The following is a 19,538-nucleotide window of genomic DNA, read 5'->3' on the forward strand; positions in this document are numbered from 1 at the left end:
TCGGCCGCGGTGAAAATAGATCGCTGCCCGGGCCTGTCCCGCACGTAGCGATCTATCAATCCCGCTGCTCAGTTAAATGCGCCATTCGGTCTGTTCAGCTAGTCGTCTGCAATACCCCGATCCCGGGCACACCAGCATCTGCAACGCCGTCGCACTAGGCACTCCGATTATCGCCCGCCGTTATTTTCTGCCATCCCGTTTCCCGCAGCAGGCTTTGTTTAAAGAAATCACCATGTCGACCACTGCTACTCCCTCTCGCCAAACTCCCGTCATCACTCACATGCGTGTCGTTCCCGTGGCGGGCCAGGACTCGATGCTGCTCAATCTGAGCGGCGCACACGCCCCATATTTCACGCGCAATCTGATCATTCTGACCGACAGCGCGGGCAACACGGGCGCGGGCGAAGTTCCTGGTGGAGAAAAGATCCGCGAAACGCTGGAAGACGCACGCGACATCATCGTCGGCAGCGCCATCGGCGACTACAACCGTACGTTGAATAAAATGCGCCAGGCTTTCGCCAATCGAGACAGCGCGGGGCGTGGGCAACAAACCTTTGATTTACGCGTCGCGATTCACGCCGTGACGGCGGCAGAATCCGCGCTGCTAGACCTGCTGGGCCAACATTTGCAAGTCCCGCTGGCCGCCTTGCTGGGCGAAGGCGTACAACGCACGTCAGTGCAAATGCTGGGCTACCTGTTTTACGTCGGCGACCGCAACGCCACGTCCCTGCCCTATCACAGCGAGCCCGAGTCCGCGGATGACTGGCTGCGCCTGCGTCATGAAAAAGCCCTGACGCCCGAGGCCATCGTCAAACTCGCCGAGGCATCCTACCACCGCTATGGCTTTGAGGACTTCAAGCTCAAAGGCGGCGTGCTGCGCGGCGAAGAGGAAGTCGAAGCCATCCGCGCCCTGCACGAACGCTTTCCGAAAGCGCGCATCACGCTGGATCCCAACGGCGGCTGGCTGCTGCAAGACGCGATCCGCCTGTGCCGAGACCTGCATGGGGTGATGGCGTACGCAGAAGATCCCTGCGGCGCCGAGGGCGTATTCTCCGGCCGTGAAGTCATGGCCGAATTCCGCCGCGCCACAGGCCTGCCCACCGCCACCAACATGATTGCCACCGACTGGCGTGAAATGGCGCATGCGCTTTCACTGCAATCCGTTGATATCCCGCTGGCCGATCCGCATTTCTGGACGCTGCAGGGCTCGGTACGCGTCGCGCAGACATGCCAGGCCTTTGGCCTGACCTGGGGCTCGCATTCGAACAACCATTTCGACATCTCACTGGCGATGTTCACCCATGTGGGAGCAGCCGCCCCAGGACGCGTCACGGCGATCGACACACACTGGATCTGGCAAGACGGCCAACACCTGACGCGCAATCCCCTGCAGATCAAGCACGGCTACATCGAGCTGCCGCAGACCGGTGGGCTGGGTATCGAGCTGGACATGGACGCCATCGAGCGCGCCCATCAACTCTATCTGCAGCACGGCCTGGGTGCACGCGACGACGCCATGGCAATGCAGTATCTCGTGCCGAACTGGAAATTCAATAACAAACTGCCGTGCCTGGTGCGTTGATACCCCTGCATGCGGCCGGCTCGCTGCTGACAAAGTACTCGAAATCGTCAGACACAGCGCAGCCAGCAAAAGCTGTGCTGCAGCTGGGTCTGAGCTTTAGGCAGCCCAGCAACGGCGGGCCCCACGCTCCGCCGTGCTCCTCAAAAAGGCCCCCACGCTGCGTCTCCGGCTTGCTGCCCCCAACGGGGCGTTTTTGTTTTGGGGCGGCCCGGCAACAAAAAACCCCGGCCACTGAGCTCATGTCCCAGTGCCGGGGTTTCATTCTTTGACGTGACCTCGCACGCCGCGCGGAAAATCAATCCGCCTCTTCGATCCAGGCCATTTGAATCGCCTCGAGGATTTTTTCCCCGCTGCGGTTCGGATCATCATCGAAGCCCGGCAAGGCAATGACCCATTCACGCAGCTGCGTAAAACGCACGGTGTTGGGATCGACGTCCGGATGCGTATCCACCAAAGCGGCGGCGATATCGTATGTATCTACCCACTTCATCAGTGTGCCTCTTTCGCGTGATTGATCGTGTATTTGGGAATCTCGACCGTCAGGTCGGCGTCTTCGACAATCGCCTGGCACGACAGACGAGAGGTCGAGCTCAATCCCCAGGCCTTGTCCAGCATGTCTTCTTCGCTATCCGACGCATCCTCCAACGAGGAAAAACCTTCGCGCACAATCACGTGACAGGTCGTGCAGGCACACGACAATTCGCATGCATGCTCGATATCAATGTGATTGTTGAGCAGGACACGGCAAATGGACTGGCCCTTGGGTGCGTCTTCGATGACGGCACCATCGGGGCACAATTCCGGGTGAGGCAATACGGTCAGTTTAGGCATACGTCAGGCGAGTTCATCTAGTTTACGGCCAGCCAGCGCCGCACGGATACCACGATCCATGCGGCGGGCAGCGAATTCTTCTGTGGCATCGGACAGAGCTTGCACAGCGGCGCGTACGGTGTCTACATCGTCGGCGTCTTGCGCAGCGGCTGCAGCCGCGACGCGCTCGTCCACCAACTGTCGTTCCGCCGCATCCAGCAAGTCTCCATCGGCGGCCAGCGCGGCCTGCACGGATTCAACGAGTTGGCGCGCCTCGACCTGCTGCTCGCGCAGCATGCGGGCTCGCGCATCGCTGTCGGCCTGCGCCACGCTATCGGCGAGCATGCGGGTGATCTCGTCATCCGACAGGCCGTACGAGGGCTTGACCGACACAGAGGCCTCGACGCCGGTGCTTTGCTCGCGCGCCGTCACACTCAACAAACCATCGGCGTCGACCTGAAACGTCACGCGAATCCGCGCCGCGCCTGCCACCATGGGCGGTATACCGCGCAACTCAAAACGAGCCAGCGAACGGCAATCGGACACTAGCTCACGCTCGCCCTGCACCACATGCACGCTCATGGCGCCCTGGCCATCTTTGAACGTGGTGAATTCCTGGGCACGCGCCACAGGGATCGTGCTGTTGCGCGGAATAATGCGCTCGACCAGCCCACCCATGGTCTCCAGCCCCAGCGACAAGGGCGTCACATCCAATAGCAACCAATCCTCACCAGGCATGCGATTGCCAGCCAGTAAATTAGCCTGCAACGCCGCGCCCAGGGCCACCACCTGGTCGGGATCCAGATCGACCAGAGGTTGCGTTCCGAACAAATCAGCTACTGCTTGGCGGATCACCGGCATACGAGTGGCCCCGCCTACCATCACGACGCCTTTGACATCGGACACAGTCAAACCCGCATCACGCAATGCCGCGCGGGCGCGATCCAATGTACGGCGCACCAGCGGCTGGGCCAACTCTTCAAACTTCGCACGGCTCAATGTGACGTTCAGCGTGCGGCCGTCTTGCAACACCACATTCAGTACCGCGCTGTCGGCGTCAGACAAAGCCTCGCGCGCTGCACGTGCGGCAACGAGCAAAGCACGACGATCGGCAGGGGCTAACGACCTGAGCGACGATTGATCATCATGGGATGCGTTGGACACGGCTCCCGCAGCGCCCTCATCCGCCAACGCTGCATAGGCATACTCGCCGATGAGCCAATCGAAATCGTCACCGCCCAATGCGGTATCGCCACCGGTAGCAACGACTTCGAATACCCCTTTGGTCAAACGCAGGATGGAAACATCAAATGTGCCTCCGCCCAGGTCATACACCGCGTAAGTGCCTTCGGCAGCCTGATCCAGGCCATAAGCAATCGCCGCGGCGGTAGGCTCATTCAACAGGCGCAAAACATTCAGACCCGCCAGGCGCGCCGCGTCGCGCGTCGCCTGACGCTGCGCATCGTCAAAATACGCGGGCACCGTAATCACCGCACCGACCAGGTCATCGCCCAAAACGTCTTCGGCGCGTTGGCGCAACGTAGCCAATATCTGCGCGGATATCTCGACCGGGCTCAAATCGCCCTGCACAGTGCGCAGCCGCACCATGCCCGGCGCGTCAACAAACTCGTACGGCGCCCCGCTGGCCACCGCCTCATCGAGCGAGCGCCCCATGAAGCGCTTGACCGACACAATGGTGTTCAAAGGATCTGCGGCCTGCTGCGCCAACGCTTGCCGGCCAATATTGACCTTGCCATCGGCAAAATAACGCACGGCGGACGGCAGCAAAGCCTGGCCATCGGCATCGCGCAGAACCTCTGAGGCGCTGCTGCGCACAGCGGCGACCAGAGAGTTTGTCGTCCCCAGGTCTATGCCCACTGCCAGCTTGCGTTGGTGTGGCGCCGGCGATTCGCCGGGCTCGGAAATCTGCAATAAGGCCATGATTATGCTTCGAATCGAAAAGCGAAAAAGCGGCGCAAGCCGCGTAGCGCTGACACAATGACCGCTAGTGGGTCACCTGCACGGCGGCGAGTTCTTGCGCCAGTTTCTCGACGAACATCCACTCTCGTACCTTGCTACCCGCGGCGGCGTAGTCCTGGCGCTCGTCGAGCAATGTCGTGAGGGTGTCTTGCATCTGCTGGCGAGCCTGAGTCAACTCGGCCTCGAGCGCTGCGTAAGCATCCGGATCGTTGCGCGCGTCGTCCAGCATTTCGCGCCACTGCATCTGCTGCATCAAAAACGACACGTCCATCGACGTATTGCTTTCGGTTTGCAGATCGACGCCTGCCTGCTCGCACAAATAACGCGCCCGCAATAGCGGGTCCCGCAATTGCCGATAGGCCTCGTTGGCACGCGCGGCCCATTGCATCGCGACGCGGCGCTCGGCCGGACTGGCCGTCGCAAAACGATCAGGATGCACCTGCGCGGCCACCGTGCGCCAAGCGCTTTCGAGCGCCTGCGCGTCGATATTGAATCGCGCGGGCAAACCAAACAAGCTGAAGTGATTGTCCGCGGCCAAGACTACACCGTGAACGACTCGCCGCAGCCGCAGGTCGCCTTTTCGTTGGGATTGCTGAACTTGAAGCCCTCGTTCAGACCCTCGCGCGCATAGTCGAGCTCGGTGCCATCCAGATACGACAGGCTCTTGGGATCGACGAACACCTTGACGCCAAAGCTCTCGAAGACCAGGTCTTCGGCTGCGGGATCATCGACATATTCGAGCTTGTAAGCCATGCCCGAACATCCCGTAGTACGCACGCCCAGGCGCAGGCCGACGCCCTTGCCACGCTTTTGCAGGTAGCGCCCGACATGCAAGGCTGCCTGTTGAGTCAAGGTTACAGCCATCGTTCAGTCCGCCGTCGCAACTGCCGCCGCCTCGGATTGCGCAGGCACAGCAGCGTGTTTGTCTTTGTAGTCCTGGACGGCAGCCTTGATGGCGTCTTCGGCCAGGATCGAACAGTGGATCTTCACGGGAGGCAAAGCCAGCTCTTCCGCGATCTGGGTATTGCGGATGTTCAGGGCCTCATCGAGCGATTTACCCTTGACCCACTCGGTCACGAGCGAGCTCGATGCAATGGCCGAACCACAGCCGTAGGTCTTGAAGCGTGCGTCTTCGATGATGCCCGCGTCGTTCACCTTGATTTGCAGCTTCATCACGTCGCCGCAAGCCGGCGCGCCGACCATACCGGTGCCGACCGAATCGTCACCCTTTTCAAACGAACCCACATTGCGGGGATTTTCGTAGTGATCCAGAACTTTGGTGCTGTATGCCATGATGTTTCTCCTGTATGTGTCGCGTGGCGCCTTAGTGGGCGGCCCACTGCACGCTATTCAGGTCAATGCCTTCCTGGGCCATTTCCCACAGCGGCGACATATCGCGCAATTTGCCCACGCGGCTCTTGATGAGCTCGATCGTGAAGTCGACTTCTTGTTCGGTGGTAAAGCGGCCCAGCGTAAAACGAATGGAGCTGTGCGCCAGCTCGTCATTGCGGCCAAGCGCGCGCAGCACGTAGGACGGCTCCAGGCTGGCCGAGGTGCAGGCCGAACCGCTCGAGACGGCCAGTTCCTTGATCGCCATGATCAGCGACTCGCCCTCGACATAGTTGAAGCTGACGTTCAGATTGTGCGGAACGCGGTGTTCCATGCTGCCGTTCAGATAGGTTTCCTCGATCTGCGACAAACCCGCCCACAAACGATCACGCAGCATGCGGATGCGTTCGTTTTCGGTGCCCATTTCCTCGCGCGCCAGGCGGAATGCTTCGCCCATACCGACAATCTGATGCGTGGCCAAGGTGCCCGACCGGAAACCGCGCTCGTGACCGCCGCCGTGCATTTGGGCCTCGATACGCACGCGCGGCTTGCGGCGTACATACAAGGCACCGATGCCCTTGGGACCGTAGGTCTTGTGTGCAGAAAACGCCATCAGATCGACTTTCAGCTTTTGCAGATCGATCTCGACCTTGCCGGTAGCCTGCGCCGCATCCACGTGGAAAATAATGCCCTTTTCGCGGCAGATTTCGCCGAGCGTCTCGATATCCTGGATCACGCCGATTTCGTTGTTGACCATCATCACCGAAACCAGAATGGTGTCGGGACGAAGCGCTGCCTTGAAAACGTCCAGATCCAGCAGACCGTCATCACGCACATCGAGGTAGGTAACCTCGAAGCCTTGGCGCTCCAGCTCCCGACAGGTGTCCAGCACCGCCTTGTGCTCGGTCTTGACCGTAATGATGTGCTTGCCGCGCTCGGCGTAGAAATTGGCTGCGCCCTTGATAGCCAGGTTATCGGACTCGGTAGCGCCCGATGTCCAGATGATCTCGCGGGGATCAGCGTTGACGAGCTTGGCGACTTCGTTGCGGGCGTTTTCTACGGCCTCTTCGGCCTCCCAGCCGAAAGCGTGGCTGCGCGATGCGGGGTTGCCAAAGTTGTCATACAGCCAAGGCACCATTTTGTCGACCACGCGCGGGTCAACCGGCGTGGTGGCAGAGTAATCGAGATAAATTGGGCGAGTGGTCATGAAGTGCTACTCCTGCTTATACGGTGGCGTCGGCGGCTACGGCGGACACAGCAGACGCGGGCTCACCCGCGCTTCGCTCCATCCGTACGGTGGAACACCCTTGTGCCGCCTTGGAGGCCTCCTGCAATTGGCGCAGCCGTTGCTGATCGACCAGATCTTGCAGGGAAACGGAATCTAGGTAATCGACCATTTTGCGGTTCAGCGTGGTCCAGAGCTCGTGCGTCATGCACTTGCCGGATTTGCCGTCTCGACCGCTGGTGCAGTCGTGCTTGCCGCCACAACTGGTGGCGTCCAGCGGCTCGTCTACCGCAAAAATGATGTCGGCAACTGTGACGTTGCGCGCCAGGCGGGCCAGCGAATACCCGCCGCCCGGGCCGCGCACGCTGTCGACCAGCTCGTGCCGGCGCAGTTTGCCGAAGAGCTGTTCGAGATAAGAAAGCGAGATATTCTGGCGCTGACTGATCGCCGCGAGCGTTACCGGACCGCTGTGCTGCCGCATGGCCAGGTCGATCATCGCGGTAACCGCGAAACGCCCCTTTGTAGTGAGCCGCATGGTGGATTCCTGTGGAAACGTGCTGGCGCCCATCACCGGGCAACCAATACCTGAGTAATTGCGTCAAGTATAGCAAATTCCCGACTAAATTGCTAAGTCATCTTCAGGAATATGCATATAAGCCAGGCGAGGACGGTGCAATCCGGAACGTGGCCGCCGACCATGCCTGCACATCACCCCCGCAAACTCGCGCGCCCCGCACCCTGAACTCCAACACGCATCCACCATAAAAAACCGCGCCAAAGCGCGGTTTTTGGGCTGGCCGAGCCAGCTTATGCCATAGCCAGTAATTAGGCTGCCTGGTATTGGGTAGCCCGCTTGCGGACCAGCTCCAATACGCCCTGACAGGCATCCTCGAGGTAATCCAGGACCTTGCCGAAGCCATCGAGACCGCCATAGTACGGATCAGGCACTGTGGCTTCTTCGAATTCGTTGGCAAAGCGCATCAACAACATCAGCTTGTGCTGATAAATTTTTGGGCATTGCTGTTGCAGCGCGGAAAGGTTGTCCCAATCCATGGCCAAAATGAGGTCAAATTCGCGGAAGTCGTCCGCCGTCACCTGGCGGGCCTCGCAATGGTTGATCTCGTAGCCGCGCTTGCGAGCGGCCGCCTGGGCGCGGGCGTCAGGCGCCTCGCCAATGTGATAGGCATGCGTACCAGCGGAATCCACACGCACCACGTCCCCCAAACCGGCATCGCTCACCAAATGGCGAAAAACGCCCTCTGCGCTCGGGGAGCGGCAGATGTTACCCATGCAAACGAAAAGTACCTTGGTCATCATGGGTGTAAGTCTGCGGGAAAACCCGGAATATAGCAAGTTTTTTTTGCAATTGCGCAACTGCCCCAGCCTTTAGTGTTACTGTAATTTTTCCGTTGAAAGTCAGTGACATATAACGATAATTACAAGTAACACATCAGCTATTTGGGCCATTGCCTGTAACAAACCCATCGAATTGACCGCAGCGCAGCAGCGGCATGTAACCGCCGCTGGTTGATACGCCGCAGACGTCATTGCCCGGCCGCCGGCTGCCATGCCGTTTCCCGCCAATGGCCTGAGTTCTCACCCACCCTTTTGGGCCAGGCGCGGGCCGTTGTCCCGTCCCGCCGAGCTAGGCAGCGCCATCCAGCAACACGCGTTGCTTGAGCGCATTGAGGGCGTCTCGCGCGGCAGCAGCTTGCTCGAACTCCAAGTTGCGGGCATGGTCTGTCATGAGCTTTTCGAGGCGGCGGATTTCCTTGGCTACCGCCTTTTCGTCGGTCAGGACCTCGGGCCCGATGGCCGCCTCCAGCGTATCGTGACGAACCGGGGCCACGATGCCATCGATGAGCTCACGAACCGCCTTGTTTACGCCGCGCGCCGTGATGCCATTGTCCGCATTGAATTTCAGCTGCTTGTTGCGGCGGCGCTCCGTTTCGTCCATGGCTCGCCGCATGGAGGCGGTGATCTGGTCAGCGTACAAAATGGCATGCCCGTTGAGATTTCGCGCCGCCCGCCCGATCGTCTGGATCAAGCTGCGCTCCGAGCGCAGAAAACCCTCTTTGTCGGCATCGAGAATGGCGACCAGAGACACCTCGGGGATGTCCAGGCCCTCGCGCAGCAAGTTGATCCCTACCAGCACATCAAAGGTGCCGAGCCGCAGATCACGAATGATCTCGACCCGTTCGACCGTATCGATATCGGAGTGCAAATAGCGGACGCGGATACCATGCTCGGACAGGTAGTCCGTGAGGTCTTCGGCCATACGCTTGGTCAAAGTGGTGACCAGGACGCGCTCTTGCGCGGCTACGCGCATCTTGATTTCGCCGAGCAAATCGTCGACCTGAGTTCGCGCCGGCCGTACCTCTACCTGAGGGTCCACCAAACCTGTGGGCCGCACGACCTGTTCGACCACATTGTCGGCATGTTCTTGCTCATAGGCCGCAGGCGTCGCCGAAACGAACACACACTGACGCATACGGGCCTCGAACTCCTCCAGTTTCAACGGCCGGTTATCCAGGGCTGAGGGCAGTCTGAAACCGTATTGCACGAGGGTCTCTTTGCGCGCTCGGTCGCCCCGATACATCCCGCCCAACTGCCCTATCGTGACGTGGCTTTCGTCGATGAACATCAAGGCATCCGAGGGCAGATAATCGATCAGCGTAGGCGGCGGTTCGCCGGCTGCAGCCCCCGACAAATGGCGGGAATAGTTTTCGATACCCTTGCAAAACCCGAGCTCTTGCAGCATTTCCAGGTCGAATCGCGTACGTTGCTCGAGCCGCTGCGCCTCGACGAGCTTGCCCTCGGCAGTCAAGAATTTCAGGCGCTCGCGCAGTTCTTCTTTGATTGTCTCGATGGCACGCAGCACGGTATCACGCGGCGTGACATAGTGCGAACCAGGATAAACCGTAAAACGCGGGACCTTTTGACGGACCCGGCCGGTCAGTGGATCGAACAATTCCAGCGACTCGATCTCGTCATCGAATAGCGTCAGGCGCAACGCCAATTCCGGGCTTTCTGCCGGAAAAATATCGATCGTCTCACCGCGCACACGAAATGTGCCACGCGTGAAATCTGCATCGTTGCGCGTGTACTGCATGGCGACCAGGCGGGCCAGGATTTCGCGCCGGGAAATGCGGTCGCCGGAACGCAAAATCAACACCATCGCGTGGTAATCACCGGGATTACCGATACCGTAGATACACGAGACGGTGCCCACGATCACCGTGTCGCGCCGCTCGAGCAGGCTCTTGGTCGCGGACAGACGCATCTGCTCGATATGCTCGTTGATGGACGAATCCTTTTCAATGAACAGATCGCGCGTGGGCACGTAGGCCTCGGGCTGATAGTAGTCGTAGTACGACACGAAATACTCGACGGCGTTCTTGGGAAAGAACTCGCGCATTTCGGCGTACAGCTGGGCTGCCAGGGTCTTGTTTGGCGCCAACACCAACGCGGGCCGGCCGAGCCGGGCGATGATGTTAGCCATGGTGTAGGTCTTGCCCGAGCCTGTCACACCCAGCAAGGTCTGGCACATCAAACCATCTCGAATGCCCTCGCTCAGCCCTTCGATCGCGCCCGGCTGGTCGCCTGCGGGCGGATACGGCTGATACAAATGGAAGGGGCTGTCGGGGAAATCGACGAATCCAGGAGCTGTCATGCTAGACTGTCTGAGGGTAAACCCCTCATTATCCACAGCAGTGCCTTCCGCGTCTATCTACCCTTAGCGAATCCTCATGAGCTCTCTTTTCGATTCCGTCGAACTTGCGCCGCGCGACCCCATCCTGGGTCTGAACGAACAATACAACGCTGATACCCGCCCCGGTAAAGTCAATCTGGGCGTGGGCGTGTACTACGATGACGACGGTCGCATTCCCCTGCTGGCTGCTGTGCGCAAGGCCGAAATTGCGCGCATAGAAGCCGCTGCCGCACGCGGCTACCTGCCTATCGAGGGCATCGCCGGCTACAACAAGGGCGCTCAAACGCTGTTGCTGGGTGCTGATTCCACGCTGGCCGCCGAAGGCCGCGTGTTGACCACCCAGGCACTGGGCGGCACGGGAGCGTTGAAAATCGGCGCAGATTTCCTGCGTCAGTTGCTGCCGCAATCCAAAGTGCTGATCAGCAACCCCAGCTGGGAAAACCACCGCGCCCTGTTCGAGCGCGCCGGTTTCCCGGTCGACACCTATGCCTATTACGACGCCGCGACGCACGGCCTGGATTTTCAGGGCATGTTGGCCTCGCTACAGGCCGCTCCTGAACAAACCATCGTCGTGTTGCACGCTTGCTGCCACAATCCGACTGGTGTTGATCCGACGGCCGAGCAGTGGCAACAGATCGCCCAGGTCGTCAAGTCGCGCAACCTGGTGCCGTTCCTGGACATCGCCTACCAAGGCTTTGGCGCCGGTCTACAAGAGGATGCTGCCGTCGTGCGTCTGTTTGCCGATCTGGGCCTGACGATGCTGATCAGCTCGTCGTTCTCGAAATCGTTCTCGCTGTATGGCGAGCGCGTCGGCGCCCTGACTGTGGTCGCAGGCAACCAGGACGAAGCCAAACGCGTCCTGAGCCAGCTCAAGCGCGTGATCCGCACCAACTACTCCAACCCGCCCACGCACGGCGGCACGGTGGTGTCGTCGGTGTTGAATACGCCCGAGCTGTACACGCTGTGGGAACAGGAACTTGCCGGCATGCGTGACCGTATCCGCCTGATGCGCGAACAACTGGTCGATAAAATCAAGGCTGCAGGTGCCTCGCAGGATTTCAGCTTCGTACGCCAACAGCGCGGCATGTTCTCGTATTCGGGCCTGACCTCGGCGCAAGTCGACACCCTGCGCGAAGAGCACGGCATCTATGCCGTGTCCAGCGGCCGCATCTGCGTCGCTGCGCTCAACAGCCGCAATATCGATACGGTGGCCAAGGCGATCGCGGCGGTCATCAAATAAATCGCAAACCCTTTCACGCCTGACAAAGAAGGACCCGGACGCAAGAACGGGTCCTTTTTCTTTTGGTGTGAACGTGTCGATACCATTGTTCTCAAAGTCCTATTCGTCGCCACATGACTTGCTTTTTTATACAGGCTCGTCCAAAATCCAGCTGTATATTCATACAGTCCGCAGCGGATCATTGCCATGGCTACCAAACTCACCGAGCGCCAACAGGAAATCCTGAACCATATCCGGCAAACGGTGGCACGCACCGGCTTCCCTCCTACTCGTGCCGAAATCGCCCGGGCGTTGGGGTTTCGTTCTCCCAATGCCGCGGAGGACCATCTCAAGGCGCTCGCGCGCAAGGGGGCCATCGAGTTGACGGCCGGCGCGTCGCGCGGCATTCGCCTGATAGAGTCGATTGATCCCGCTGCCTCTTCTCATGCTCACACCGCGCCGTCTAGCGGCGCCGCAACGCCATCGAATCTTGCTGGATTCGCCGCGGAAGCGATGAGCCGGCTGTTGCTGCCGCTGGTAGGCCGCGTGGCGGCAGGCAGCCCCATCCTGGCCGCCGAGCATGTCGAACGCGAGGTCGGCGTGGACCCCGGCCTATTTGCCCAGACGCCCGACTACCTGCTGAAGGTACGCGGCATGAGCATGCGCGACGCAGGAATCCTCGAAGGCGATCTACTCGCTGTCAAGCGAGCCAGCGAAGCGCGCAATGGCCAGATCGTCGTGGCCCGCCTGGGCGACGACGTTACGGTAAAACGCCTGCAGCATCGCCAGGGACACATCGAACTGCTGCCGGAAAATCCAGATTTCTCGCCCATCGTGGTGGATGGCACGCTGGACTTTGCACTTGAGGGCATTGCTGTCGGCCTGATCCGCACGCAGGCGCTGCATTAACCAACGGCCGTACGCGCCGCCGTTAGCAAAAGGCCCCCGGACTCATACACGACTTGTAATGAATCCGGGGGCCTTTGTGCCATATCGTCGGTATGGCACGAACTACTTAAGGCTTAATGCTTGAACACGGGGTCACCTGGTGCGGCGTTTTCCGCTGCCTTGGCGACCAAGGGTTCTTTGACGACCTCTTCCTCTGACAGAGGCTCGGGCTGGCGTTCGAGCGCCAGCTCTAGCACCTTGTCAATCCAACGCACCGGTACGATCTCGAGGTGGTTTTTGACGTTGTCCGGGATATCGGCCAAGTCCTTGACGTTTTCCTCGGGGATCAGCACAGTCTTGATGCCGCCACGGTGAGCCGCCAGGAGTTTTTCCTTCAGGCCGCCGATCGGCAAGACCTCGCCACGCAGAGTGATTTCACCCGTCATGGCGACATCAGCACGCACCGGGATACGTGACAAGGCCGAGACCATGGCAGTGGTGATGGCGATACCCGCCGATGGGCCGTCCTTGGGCGTCGCGCCTTCGGGCACGTGAACGTGCATGTCGTGCTTTTCGAACACGCTGTCGGCAAAACCCAAGCGGCGCGCACGCGAACGCACGACGGTACGGGCGGCTTCTACCGACTCTTTCATCACGTCGCCCAGCGAACCGGTACGCTGAATCACGCCTTTACCCGGCATATCGGCGACTTCGATCGTGAGCAAATCGCCGCCTACCTCGGTCCAGGCCAGACCAGTCACTTGGCCGATCTGGTTTTCCTTTTCTGCCATGCCAAAGGTATAACGACGCACGCCCAGGTATTTGCTGAGGTTGTCGGCATCGACTTTGACGGGTTCGGCTTGTGAGGCAGACTTGCCCTCGACCTTGGCCTTGTCGGCCTGAGCCAAGTATTCTTTCACGACCTTGCGGCAGATCTTGCCGACTTCGCGTTCCAGCGCACGGACACCGGCCTCGCGAGTGTAGTAACGCACGATGTCTCGCAGCGCTGAATCGTCGACCACCAACTCGGATTCCTTGACGCCGTTGTTCTTCATCAGCTTGGGCAGCAGATGGTCGCGGGCGATATGGATTTTTTCGTCTTCGGTGTAGCCCGAGAGACGAATGACTTCCATACGATCGAGCAAGGCGGGCGGGATGTTCAGCGTGTTGCTGGTGGCCACGAACATGACGTCGGACAGATCAAAGTCGACTTCGATGTAGTGATCCTGGAACGTGTGGTTCTGTTCCGGGTCGAGCACCTCGAGCAATGCCGAGGCGGGATCGCCACGGAAATCCATGCCGAGCTTGTCGATCTCGTCCAGCAGGAACAAGGGGTTACGGACACCGACCTTGCTCATGTTCTGCACGATCTTGCCGGGCATCGAACCGATGTAGGTGCGGCGATGGCCGCGGATCTCGGCCTCATCGCGCACGCCGCCCAAGGCCATGCGCACGAACTTGCGGTTCGTGGCACGCGCAATGGATTGTCCCAGCGAGGTTTTACCGACACCCGGGGGGCCTACCAGGCAGAGAATCGGGGCCTTGACCTTGTCGACACGCTGTTGCACGGCCAGATACTCGACGATGCGCTCTTTGACCTTTTCCAAGCCATAGTGATCGTCGTCGAGGACTTTCTCGGCGTTGCTGATGGAGTTGTTGATCTTGCTCTTTTTCTTCCAGGGAAGATTGATGAGCGTATCGATGTAGTTGCGCACCACGGTGGCTTCGGCCGACATGGGCGACATGAGCTTGAGCTTTTTGAGCTCGGCATCGGCCTTCTTGCGCGCATCTTTGGGCATATGCGCCGCAATGATTTTCTTTTCGAGCTCTTCGATGTCGGCGCCTTCTTCGCCCTCGCCCAGCTCTTTCTGAATGGCTTTGACTTGCTCGTTCAGGTAGTAGTCGCGCTGGCTCTTTTCCATCTGCTTTTTGACGCGGCCGCGGATACGCTTTTCGACCTGAAGGATGTCGATTTCCGTTTCCAATTGCGTCAGCAGACCCTCGAGGCGCTCGGAAGTGCCGAGGATTTCGAGCATTGTCTGCTTTTGCTCGAGCTTGAGCGGCAGATGTGCGGCGATGGTGTCGGCCAGACGGCCGGCATCGTCGATCCCGGCCAGCGAAGTCAGAATCTCGGGCGGGATCTTTTTGTTGAGTTTGACGTACTGTTCGAACTGAGCCACGATCGCGCGGCGCAGGGCCTCGGTCTCGGAGCTTTGCGCGGGATCGAGCTCGACGGGGGTGACCTGGCACACGAAATGCGTTTCAGCGTCGTCGATCGTATCGATACGCGCACGCTGGGTGCCCTCGACCAGTACCTTGACGGTGCCGTCGGGCAATTTCAGCATCTGCAGAATGCTGGCCACGCAACCGATTTCGTACACGTCTTCGGGCGTGGGATCGTCTTTGCCGGCGGATTTCTGCGCCACCAGCATGATGCTTTTGCCCGATTCCATGGCGACTTCGAGCGCCTTGATCGAACGGGGACGGCCCACAAACAGCGGAATAACCATGTGCGGGAACACCACCACGTCGCGCAGAGGCAGCAGCGGCAGGTCGATGGGTTCGGATGGCAGGGTCTGACTGGCAGACATATAGGATTCCTTGATTTGACTCGGCGTAATGTAGATCGGAGTCCAAGCAGACTTGGTGATCCGAATCCGTTACGTCTGATATGGGAACAATAGCCGAAAATTCAAGCCGCCGTCGTCCGCATAACCCCCTAAATGCAAAAAAACCCGTTACAAAACGGGCTTTTTTGCTGGATTTTGCTTTTTTTGACGACGCAATGATTCAGGCAGCAGCGCCTCGCACCTGCGGCTGAGCCGGTTTGTCGGATGTCGCCGTCTCCTCGGCATAAATCAGCAAGGGCTTGCCGTCGCCATCGATGACGTTTTCATCCAGAACCACGCGGCTGACGTTGCCCTGAGACGGCAAGTCATACATGGTGTCGAGCAAGGCGCCTTCGATGATGGAACGCAGGCCGCGAGCACCGGTTTTGCGCTTGAGCGCTTTGCGGGCAATGGCCTTGAGTGCGCCCGGACGCACGTCGAGCTCGGCGCCCTCCATGGCGAAGAGCTTTTGGAACTGCTTGATCAGCGAGTTCTTGGGCTCGGTCAGGATCTGCACGAGTGCTGCCTCGTCGAGTTCGTCCAGGGTCGCCACGACGGGCAGACGGCCCACCAGTTCAGGAATCAGACCAAACTTGATCAGATCCTCGGGCTCGACTTCGCTGAACAGCTCACCCACACCCCGCTCGGATTTTGCCTTGACGGAGGCGGAGAAGCCGATGCCGGACTTTTCGGTACGGTCGCGGATGATTTTTTCCAGGCCGTCGAACGCGCCACCCACGATGAACAGAATGTTGGTGGTATCAACCTGGACGAAATCCTGGTTGGGATGTTTGCGGCCACCCTGCGGCGGCACGGAGGCGACGGTGCCCTCGATGAGCTTGAGCAGTGCCTGCTGTACGCCTTCGCCCGAAACGTCGCGGGTGATGGAAGGGTTATCGGACTTGCGCGAGATCTTGTCGATTTCGTCGATATAGATGATGGCGCGCTGAGCCTTGTCGACCTCGTAGTTGCAGTTCTGCAGCAGCTTTTGGATGATGTTTTCGACGTCTTCACCCACGTAACCGGCTTCGGTCAGAGTGGTGGCGTCGGCCATCACAAACGGGACATTCAGCATGCGGGCCAAGGTCTGGGCCAGGAGCGTCTTGCCCGAGCCGGTCGGCCCGATGAGCATGATGTTGCTCTTGGAGAGCTCGACCTCGTCGCCTTTGATTTCGCCGTGGCGAATGCGTTTGTAGTGGTTGTACACCGACACGGCCAGCATGCGCTTGGGCAGCGTCTGGCCGATGACGTATTGGTCGAGAAAGGTCTTGATTTCGGTCGGCGTAGGCAGCTCAGACCGTATAGCGGCACGCGCAGAAGCTTGCGCTTCCTCGCGGATGATGTCATTGCAGAGGTCAATACACTCATCGCAAATGAACACCGATGGCCCTGCAATCAGCTTGCGGACTTCGTGCTGGCTCTTGTTGCAGAACGAGCAGTGCAGCACTTTTGCGTCGGCCGGTCCCTTTTTATCAGGCATATGTGTTTCGTATCTCTGGTGAAAATGCGCCGCCGGTCAAGGCCGGCGCATTCAACGCTTACTTGGACGTCACGGCACTGCTTAGGCCCGGTGTTTCGCGAGCCTAGCCCTCGGAACGGGATGCGAGAACCTTGTCCACCAAACCATACGATACCGCATCTTCGGCCGACATGAAGTTGTCACGCTCTGTGTCTACGGCAATACGGTCGACGGGCTGGCCGGTATTGTCGGCCAGAATGCGGTTCAGGCGTTCACGCAGGTCGAGAATTTCCCGGGCCTGGATCTGGATATCAGAGGCCTGGCCCTGCGCACCGCCGGAGGGCTGGTGAATCATGATACGCGAATTGGGCAAAGTGAAACGCTTGCCCTTTTTGCCCGCTGCCAGCAAGAATGCACCCATGCTGGCGGCCAGGCCCGTGCACAACGTCGAAACGTCAGGTTTGACGAACTGCATGGTATCGAAAATGGCCATCCCGGCATACACCGATCCGCCAGGCGAATTGATGTACAACGAGATGTCCTTATCGGGGTTTTCCGATTCCAGGAACAGCAATTGCGCCACGATCAGGTTGGCCGTGTTGTCATTGACCGGGCCGACCAGAAAGATCAAACGCTCGCGCAGCAGGCGCGAGTAGATGTCATAGGCGCGCTCGCCGCGCCCGGACTGCTCGATGACCATGGGAATGTAACCCAGGCCAGTCGGCGTGACCGAAGCCCCGCCATGCATTGCCGCATAGAAATCGGTAAACCGCTGCATGCTTACGCCATCCCCATCAACTGATCGAAAGGTACCTGCTCTTCCGTGACCTTGGCTTTTTCGAGCACGTGCTGCACAACGTTGTCTTCGAGCACGATGGCTTCGATTTCAGCGCGGCGCTGGCGGTCGGTCAGGTAGTAGCTGACAACCTGAGCAGGCTGTTCATAGTTTTGCGCGAACTCTTCGATGCGAGCACGGACTTGTTCGGGCTTGGCTTGCAATTGGGCTTGTTTGACCAGTTCGGAAACCAGCAGGCCCAGGCGCACGCGACGCTCGGATTCGGTCGTGAAGGCTTCGGCCGGGATCGGCACGGACTCGGCGTTGGGGATGCCGCGTTGCTTGAGCTCTTCGCGGGCAGCTTGGACGCGGCTTTGCACATCGCTGTCGACCAGCGCTTTGGGCACGTCGAATTTGCTGGCCTCGACCAGAGCGTCCATGACGCTGGCCTTGGTGCGGCCTTGCGAACGGGCTTTGACTTCGCGCTCGATGTTGGTGCGGATGTCGGCCTTGAGTTTTTCGACGTCGCCTTCGGCTTGGCCGAGGGCCTTGGCGAACTCGCCATCGACCTCGGGCAGAACGCCTTCGGCGACTTCTTTGACGGTGATGGTGAACTCAGCCGTTTTGCCGGCGACTTCTTTGCCTTGGTAGTCTTCGGGGAAGCTCAGCGGGAACACCTTGGTTTCGCCGGCTTTGAGGCCTTTGGCAGCCGCCTCGAATTCAGGCAGCATGCGGCCTTGGCCCAACACGAAGGGGAAGTCTTCGGCTTTGCCGCCTTCGAAGGGGACGCCGTCGATGGTGCCGGCGAAATCGAGCGTGACGCGGTCACCGTCTGCGGCGGCGCGGCCTTCGCGAGCCTCGTAGGTAGCGCGTTGCTTGCGCAGCACGTCGAGGGTTTGCTGGACTTCGGCGTCAGAAACGGCGGTGTCGTAACGGGTAACGGCGAGCGCAGACAGATCAGGCACGGCGACTTCGGGATACACCTCGAAGGTGGCCGTAAAGGCCAGCGTGTCATCGGCCACGCCTTCGGTCTTGGGCTCGAGCGTGGGTGCACCGGCCACACGGAGCTTGGCGCCGTCGATGGCTTGTTCGAAAGCACGGCCGACCTGGCCATTGATCACGTCGTAGCGGATGCCGGGGCCATGGCTGCGTTCGAGCATGGACAGAGGAGCCTTGCCAGGACGGAACCCGGGCACTTTGGCCGTACGGGCTACGCGCTTCAATTGCGCCTGGACTTCCTTTTCGACGTCGGCCACGGAAACCGACAGATCTACGCGGCGTTCCAGACCAGAGAGGGTTTCAACCACAGGCTGCATCAAAATTATCCGAGAAATAAGTGAAGTGTGAACAAACGGGTTAACAGGTGATTTTACCGGAAAGTTCAAGACCTCTGCCAAAGGAGGGGTTTTGCCTCGGGAAAGCCCTGACCCGGACGCGTTTTCGGTAAGGAAAACGCAGAGTTTACGGGCCCAAGCAAAACGCTCCTGACAGCGGCTGCCGCCAGGAGCGCAAACAGGCTGAAAAACGCCTGGTGCGGCCAGATCAGGCCGTGACTTTGATGTTCTTGGCGCTGGGGCCCTTGGGTCCCTGGCCCACCTCGAACGTCACGCGTTGATTTTCCTGCAGAGATTTGTAACCGTCGCTGCGAATTTCCGAGTAGTGGGCGAAAAGATCTTTGCTGCCATCATCGGGCGTAATGAAACCGTAGCCCTTTTCCGAGTTGAACCACTTGACGATACCTGTTGCCATGACTGTGTCCTTCACCTTCTAGTAGCGATTGCTCGCGGGAGCGCCAGATGATCAAGGAGTGGCAACTAACTGGGTACCATGACGGCGACAGGAATAACGACCGCGTCGCTTGAAAATCTCGCTTGCCCAGTGTATGTGGCGTCTTGCAGAACGTCAAACTTTGCAAATTGACACAACAAAACCGACTAATCGTTGCTGAAT

At 59.5% G+C, this 19,538-nt stretch carries 18 protein-coding genes; 3 read left to right on the forward strand and 15 right to left on the reverse strand.

Annotation, left to right across the window (positions count from 1 at the left end; all coding sequences use genetic code 11):
- Positions 1 to 232: 232 nt before the first annotated feature.
- Positions 233 to 1,582, forward strand: a complete 1,350-nt coding sequence (gene gudD / locus CAL20_RS14990) for a glucarate dehydratase (protein WP_094838401.1) — start codon at positions 233 to 235, stop codon at positions 1,580 to 1,582.
- Between the two features lie 295 nt (positions 1,583 to 1,877).
- Here the strand turns inward: gudD and iscX are convergent, their stop codons facing one another.
- The 10 genes from iscX to uvrB all read right to left on the reverse strand — a co-directional run bounded on the left by iscX (position 1,878) and on the right by uvrB (position 10,599).
- Positions 1,878 to 2,072 (reverse strand): Fe-S cluster assembly protein IscX, encoded by a 195-nt coding sequence (gene iscX / locus CAL20_RS14995; RefSeq protein ID WP_094821928.1) that lies wholly within the window; start codon positions 2,070 to 2,072, stop codon positions 1,878 to 1,880.
- Positions 2,072 to 2,413, reverse strand: coding sequence for an ISC system 2Fe-2S type ferredoxin (fdx, locus tag CAL20_RS15000; protein WP_094821929.1), 342 nt, complete (start codon positions 2,411 to 2,413; stop codon positions 2,072 to 2,074). The genes iscX and fdx overlap by 1 nt, the downstream gene beginning before the upstream one ends.
- A 3-nt stretch (positions 2,414 to 2,416) precedes the next feature.
- Positions 2,417 to 4,333: a Fe-S protein assembly chaperone HscA gene (gene hscA, locus CAL20_RS15005; protein ID WP_094838232.1), complete on the reverse strand. Its 1,917-nt coding sequence runs from the start codon at positions 4,331 to 4,333 to the stop codon at positions 2,417 to 2,419.
- A 64-nt stretch (positions 4,334 to 4,397) separates the two neighbouring features.
- Positions 4,398 to 4,910 (reverse strand): Fe-S protein assembly co-chaperone HscB, encoded by a 513-nt coding sequence (hscB, locus tag CAL20_RS15010; RefSeq protein ID WP_094838233.1) that lies wholly within the window; start codon positions 4,908 to 4,910, stop codon positions 4,398 to 4,400.
- A 2-nt stretch (positions 4,911 to 4,912) separates the two neighbouring features.
- Positions 4,913 to 5,236, reverse strand: coding sequence for an iron-sulfur cluster assembly protein IscA (iscA, locus tag CAL20_RS15015; RefSeq protein ID WP_094838234.1), 324 nt, complete (start codon positions 5,234 to 5,236; stop codon positions 4,913 to 4,915).
- 3 nt (positions 5,237 to 5,239) lie between these two features.
- A complete protein-coding gene (gene iscU / locus CAL20_RS15020) occupies positions 5,240 to 5,665 on the reverse strand; it encodes a Fe-S cluster assembly scaffold IscU (protein WP_094821933.1) in 426 nt (141 codons plus the stop codon).
- Positions 5,666 to 5,696: 31 nt separating this feature from the next.
- Complete coding sequence (locus tag CAL20_RS15025) at positions 5,697 to 6,908, reverse strand: IscS subfamily cysteine desulfurase (RefSeq protein ID WP_094821934.1); 1,212 nt, start codon at positions 6,906 to 6,908, stop codon at positions 5,697 to 5,699.
- 16 nt (positions 6,909 to 6,924) lie between these two features.
- A complete protein-coding gene (iscR, locus tag CAL20_RS15030) occupies positions 6,925 to 7,461 on the reverse strand; it encodes a Fe-S cluster assembly transcriptional regulator IscR (RefSeq protein WP_094821935.1) in 537 nt (178 codons plus the stop codon).
- 290 nt (positions 7,462 to 7,751) lie between these two features.
- Entirely contained in the window at positions 7,752 to 8,243 is a 492-nt protein-coding gene (locus CAL20_RS15035) for a low molecular weight protein-tyrosine-phosphatase (protein ID WP_094821936.1), read from the reverse strand.
- A gap of 328 nt (positions 8,244 to 8,571) precedes the next feature.
- Positions 8,572 to 10,599, reverse strand: a complete 2,028-nt coding sequence (uvrB, locus tag CAL20_RS15040) for an excinuclease ABC subunit UvrB (RefSeq protein ID WP_094821937.1) — start codon at positions 10,597 to 10,599, stop codon at positions 8,572 to 8,574.
- A gap of 76 nt (positions 10,600 to 10,675) precedes the next feature.
- Here uvrB and CAL20_RS15045 point away from each other — a divergent pair, with 76 nt between their 5' ends.
- Complete coding sequence (locus CAL20_RS15045) at positions 10,676 to 11,878, forward strand: amino acid aminotransferase (protein ID WP_094821938.1); 1,203 nt, start codon at positions 10,676 to 10,678, stop codon at positions 11,876 to 11,878.
- Positions 11,879 to 12,064: 186 nt separating this feature from the next.
- Complete coding sequence (gene lexA, locus CAL20_RS15050) at positions 12,065 to 12,766, forward strand: transcriptional repressor LexA (protein ID WP_094821939.1); 702 nt, start codon at positions 12,065 to 12,067, stop codon at positions 12,764 to 12,766.
- Between the two features lie 113 nt (positions 12,767 to 12,879).
- Here the strand turns inward: lexA and lon are convergent, their stop codons facing one another.
- The 5 genes from lon to CAL20_RS15075 all read right to left on the reverse strand — a co-directional run bounded on the left by lon (position 12,880) and on the right by CAL20_RS15075 (position 19,337).
- Positions 12,880 to 15,336 carry an endopeptidase La gene (gene lon / locus CAL20_RS15055; protein ID WP_094838235.1) on the reverse strand — a complete coding sequence of 819 codons (2,457 nt, stop codon included), beginning with the start codon at positions 15,334 to 15,336 and terminating at the stop codon, positions 12,880 to 12,882.
- A 199-nt stretch (positions 15,337 to 15,535) separates the two neighbouring features.
- Complete coding sequence (gene clpX, locus CAL20_RS15060) at positions 15,536 to 16,834, reverse strand: ATP-dependent Clp protease ATP-binding subunit ClpX (protein WP_094821941.1); 1,299 nt, start codon at positions 16,832 to 16,834, stop codon at positions 15,536 to 15,538.
- Positions 16,835 to 16,937: 103 nt separating this feature from the next.
- Positions 16,938 to 17,591 carry an ATP-dependent Clp endopeptidase proteolytic subunit ClpP gene (clpP, locus tag CAL20_RS15065; protein ID WP_094821942.1) on the reverse strand — a complete coding sequence of 218 codons (654 nt, stop codon included), beginning with the start codon at positions 17,589 to 17,591 and terminating at the stop codon, positions 16,938 to 16,940.
- A gap of 2 nt (positions 17,592 to 17,593) precedes the next feature.
- Positions 17,594 to 18,904: a trigger factor gene (tig, locus tag CAL20_RS15070; RefSeq protein ID WP_094821943.1), complete on the reverse strand. Its 1,311-nt coding sequence runs from the start codon at positions 18,902 to 18,904 to the stop codon at positions 17,594 to 17,596.
- 226 nt (positions 18,905 to 19,130) lie between these two features.
- The gene (locus tag CAL20_RS15075) at positions 19,131 to 19,337 is read right to left on the reverse strand and encodes a cold-shock protein (RefSeq protein WP_094821944.1); all 207 of its coding nucleotides are present in this window, start codon (positions 19,335 to 19,337) and stop codon (positions 19,131 to 19,133) included.
- Between the last annotated feature and the right edge of the window lie 201 nt (positions 19,338 to 19,538).

Source organism: Bordetella genomosp. 4, from assembly GCF_002261185.1.
Taxonomy (GTDB): Bacteria; Pseudomonadota; Gammaproteobacteria; order Burkholderiales; family Burkholderiaceae_B; genus Bordetella_A.

What these genes read in the sequence shown, in the direction of transcription:
- CAL20_RS15075 (WP_094821944.1), bottom strand. Translation starts at nt 19,337, where the DNA reads ATGGCAACAGGTATCGTCAAGTGGTTCAACTCGGAAAAGGGCTACGGT.
- CAL20_RS15045 (WP_094821938.1), top strand. Translation starts at nt 10,676, where the DNA reads ATGAGCTCTCTTTTCGATTCCGTCGAACTTGCGCCGCGCGACCCCATC.
- iscX (WP_094821928.1), bottom strand. Translation starts at nt 2,072, where the DNA reads ATGAAGTGGGTAGATACATACGATATCGCCGCCGCTTTGGTGGATACG.
- lon (WP_094838235.1), bottom strand. Translation starts at nt 15,336, where the DNA reads ATGTCTGCCAGTCAGACCCTGCCATCCGAACCCATCGACCTGCCGCTG.
- uvrB (WP_094821937.1), bottom strand. Translation starts at nt 10,599, where the DNA reads ATGACAGCTCCTGGATTCGTCGATTTCCCCGACAGCCCCTTCCATTTG.
- hscA (WP_094838232.1), bottom strand. Translation starts at nt 4,333, where the DNA reads ATGGCCTTATTGCAGATTTCCGAGCCCGGCGAATCGCCGGCGCCACAC.
- gudD (WP_094838401.1), top strand. Translation starts at nt 233, where the DNA reads ATGTCGACCACTGCTACTCCCTCTCGCCAAACTCCCGTCATCACTCAC.
- CAL20_RS15025 (WP_094821934.1), bottom strand. Translation starts at nt 6,908, where the DNA reads ATGACCACTCGCCCAATTTATCTCGATTACTCTGCCACCACGCCGGTT.
- tig (WP_094821943.1), bottom strand. Translation starts at nt 18,904, where the DNA reads ATGCAGCCTGTGGTTGAAACCCTCTCTGGTCTGGAACGCCGCGTAGAT.
- CAL20_RS15035 (WP_094821936.1), bottom strand. Translation starts at nt 8,243, where the DNA reads ATGATGACCAAGGTACTTTTCGTTTGCATGGGTAACATCTGCCGCTCC.
- clpX (WP_094821941.1), bottom strand. Translation starts at nt 16,834, where the DNA reads ATGCCTGATAAAAAGGGACCGGCCGACGCAAAAGTGCTGCACTGCTCG.
- fdx (WP_094821929.1), bottom strand. Translation starts at nt 2,413, where the DNA reads ATGCCTAAACTGACCGTATTGCCTCACCCGGAATTGTGCCCCGATGGT.
- iscU (WP_094821933.1), bottom strand. Translation starts at nt 5,665, where the DNA reads ATGGCATACAGCACCAAAGTTCTGGATCACTACGAAAATCCCCGCAAT.
- lexA (WP_094821939.1), top strand. Translation starts at nt 12,065, where the DNA reads ATGGCTACCAAACTCACCGAGCGCCAACAGGAAATCCTGAACCATATC.
- iscR (WP_094821935.1), bottom strand. Translation starts at nt 7,461, where the DNA reads ATGCGGCTCACTACAAAGGGGCGTTTCGCGGTTACCGCGATGATCGAC.
- clpP (WP_094821942.1), bottom strand. Translation starts at nt 17,591, where the DNA reads ATGCAGCGGTTTACCGATTTCTATGCGGCAATGCATGGCGGGGCTTCG.
- iscA (WP_094838234.1), bottom strand. Translation starts at nt 5,236, where the DNA reads ATGGCTGTAACCTTGACTCAACAGGCAGCCTTGCATGTCGGGCGCTAC.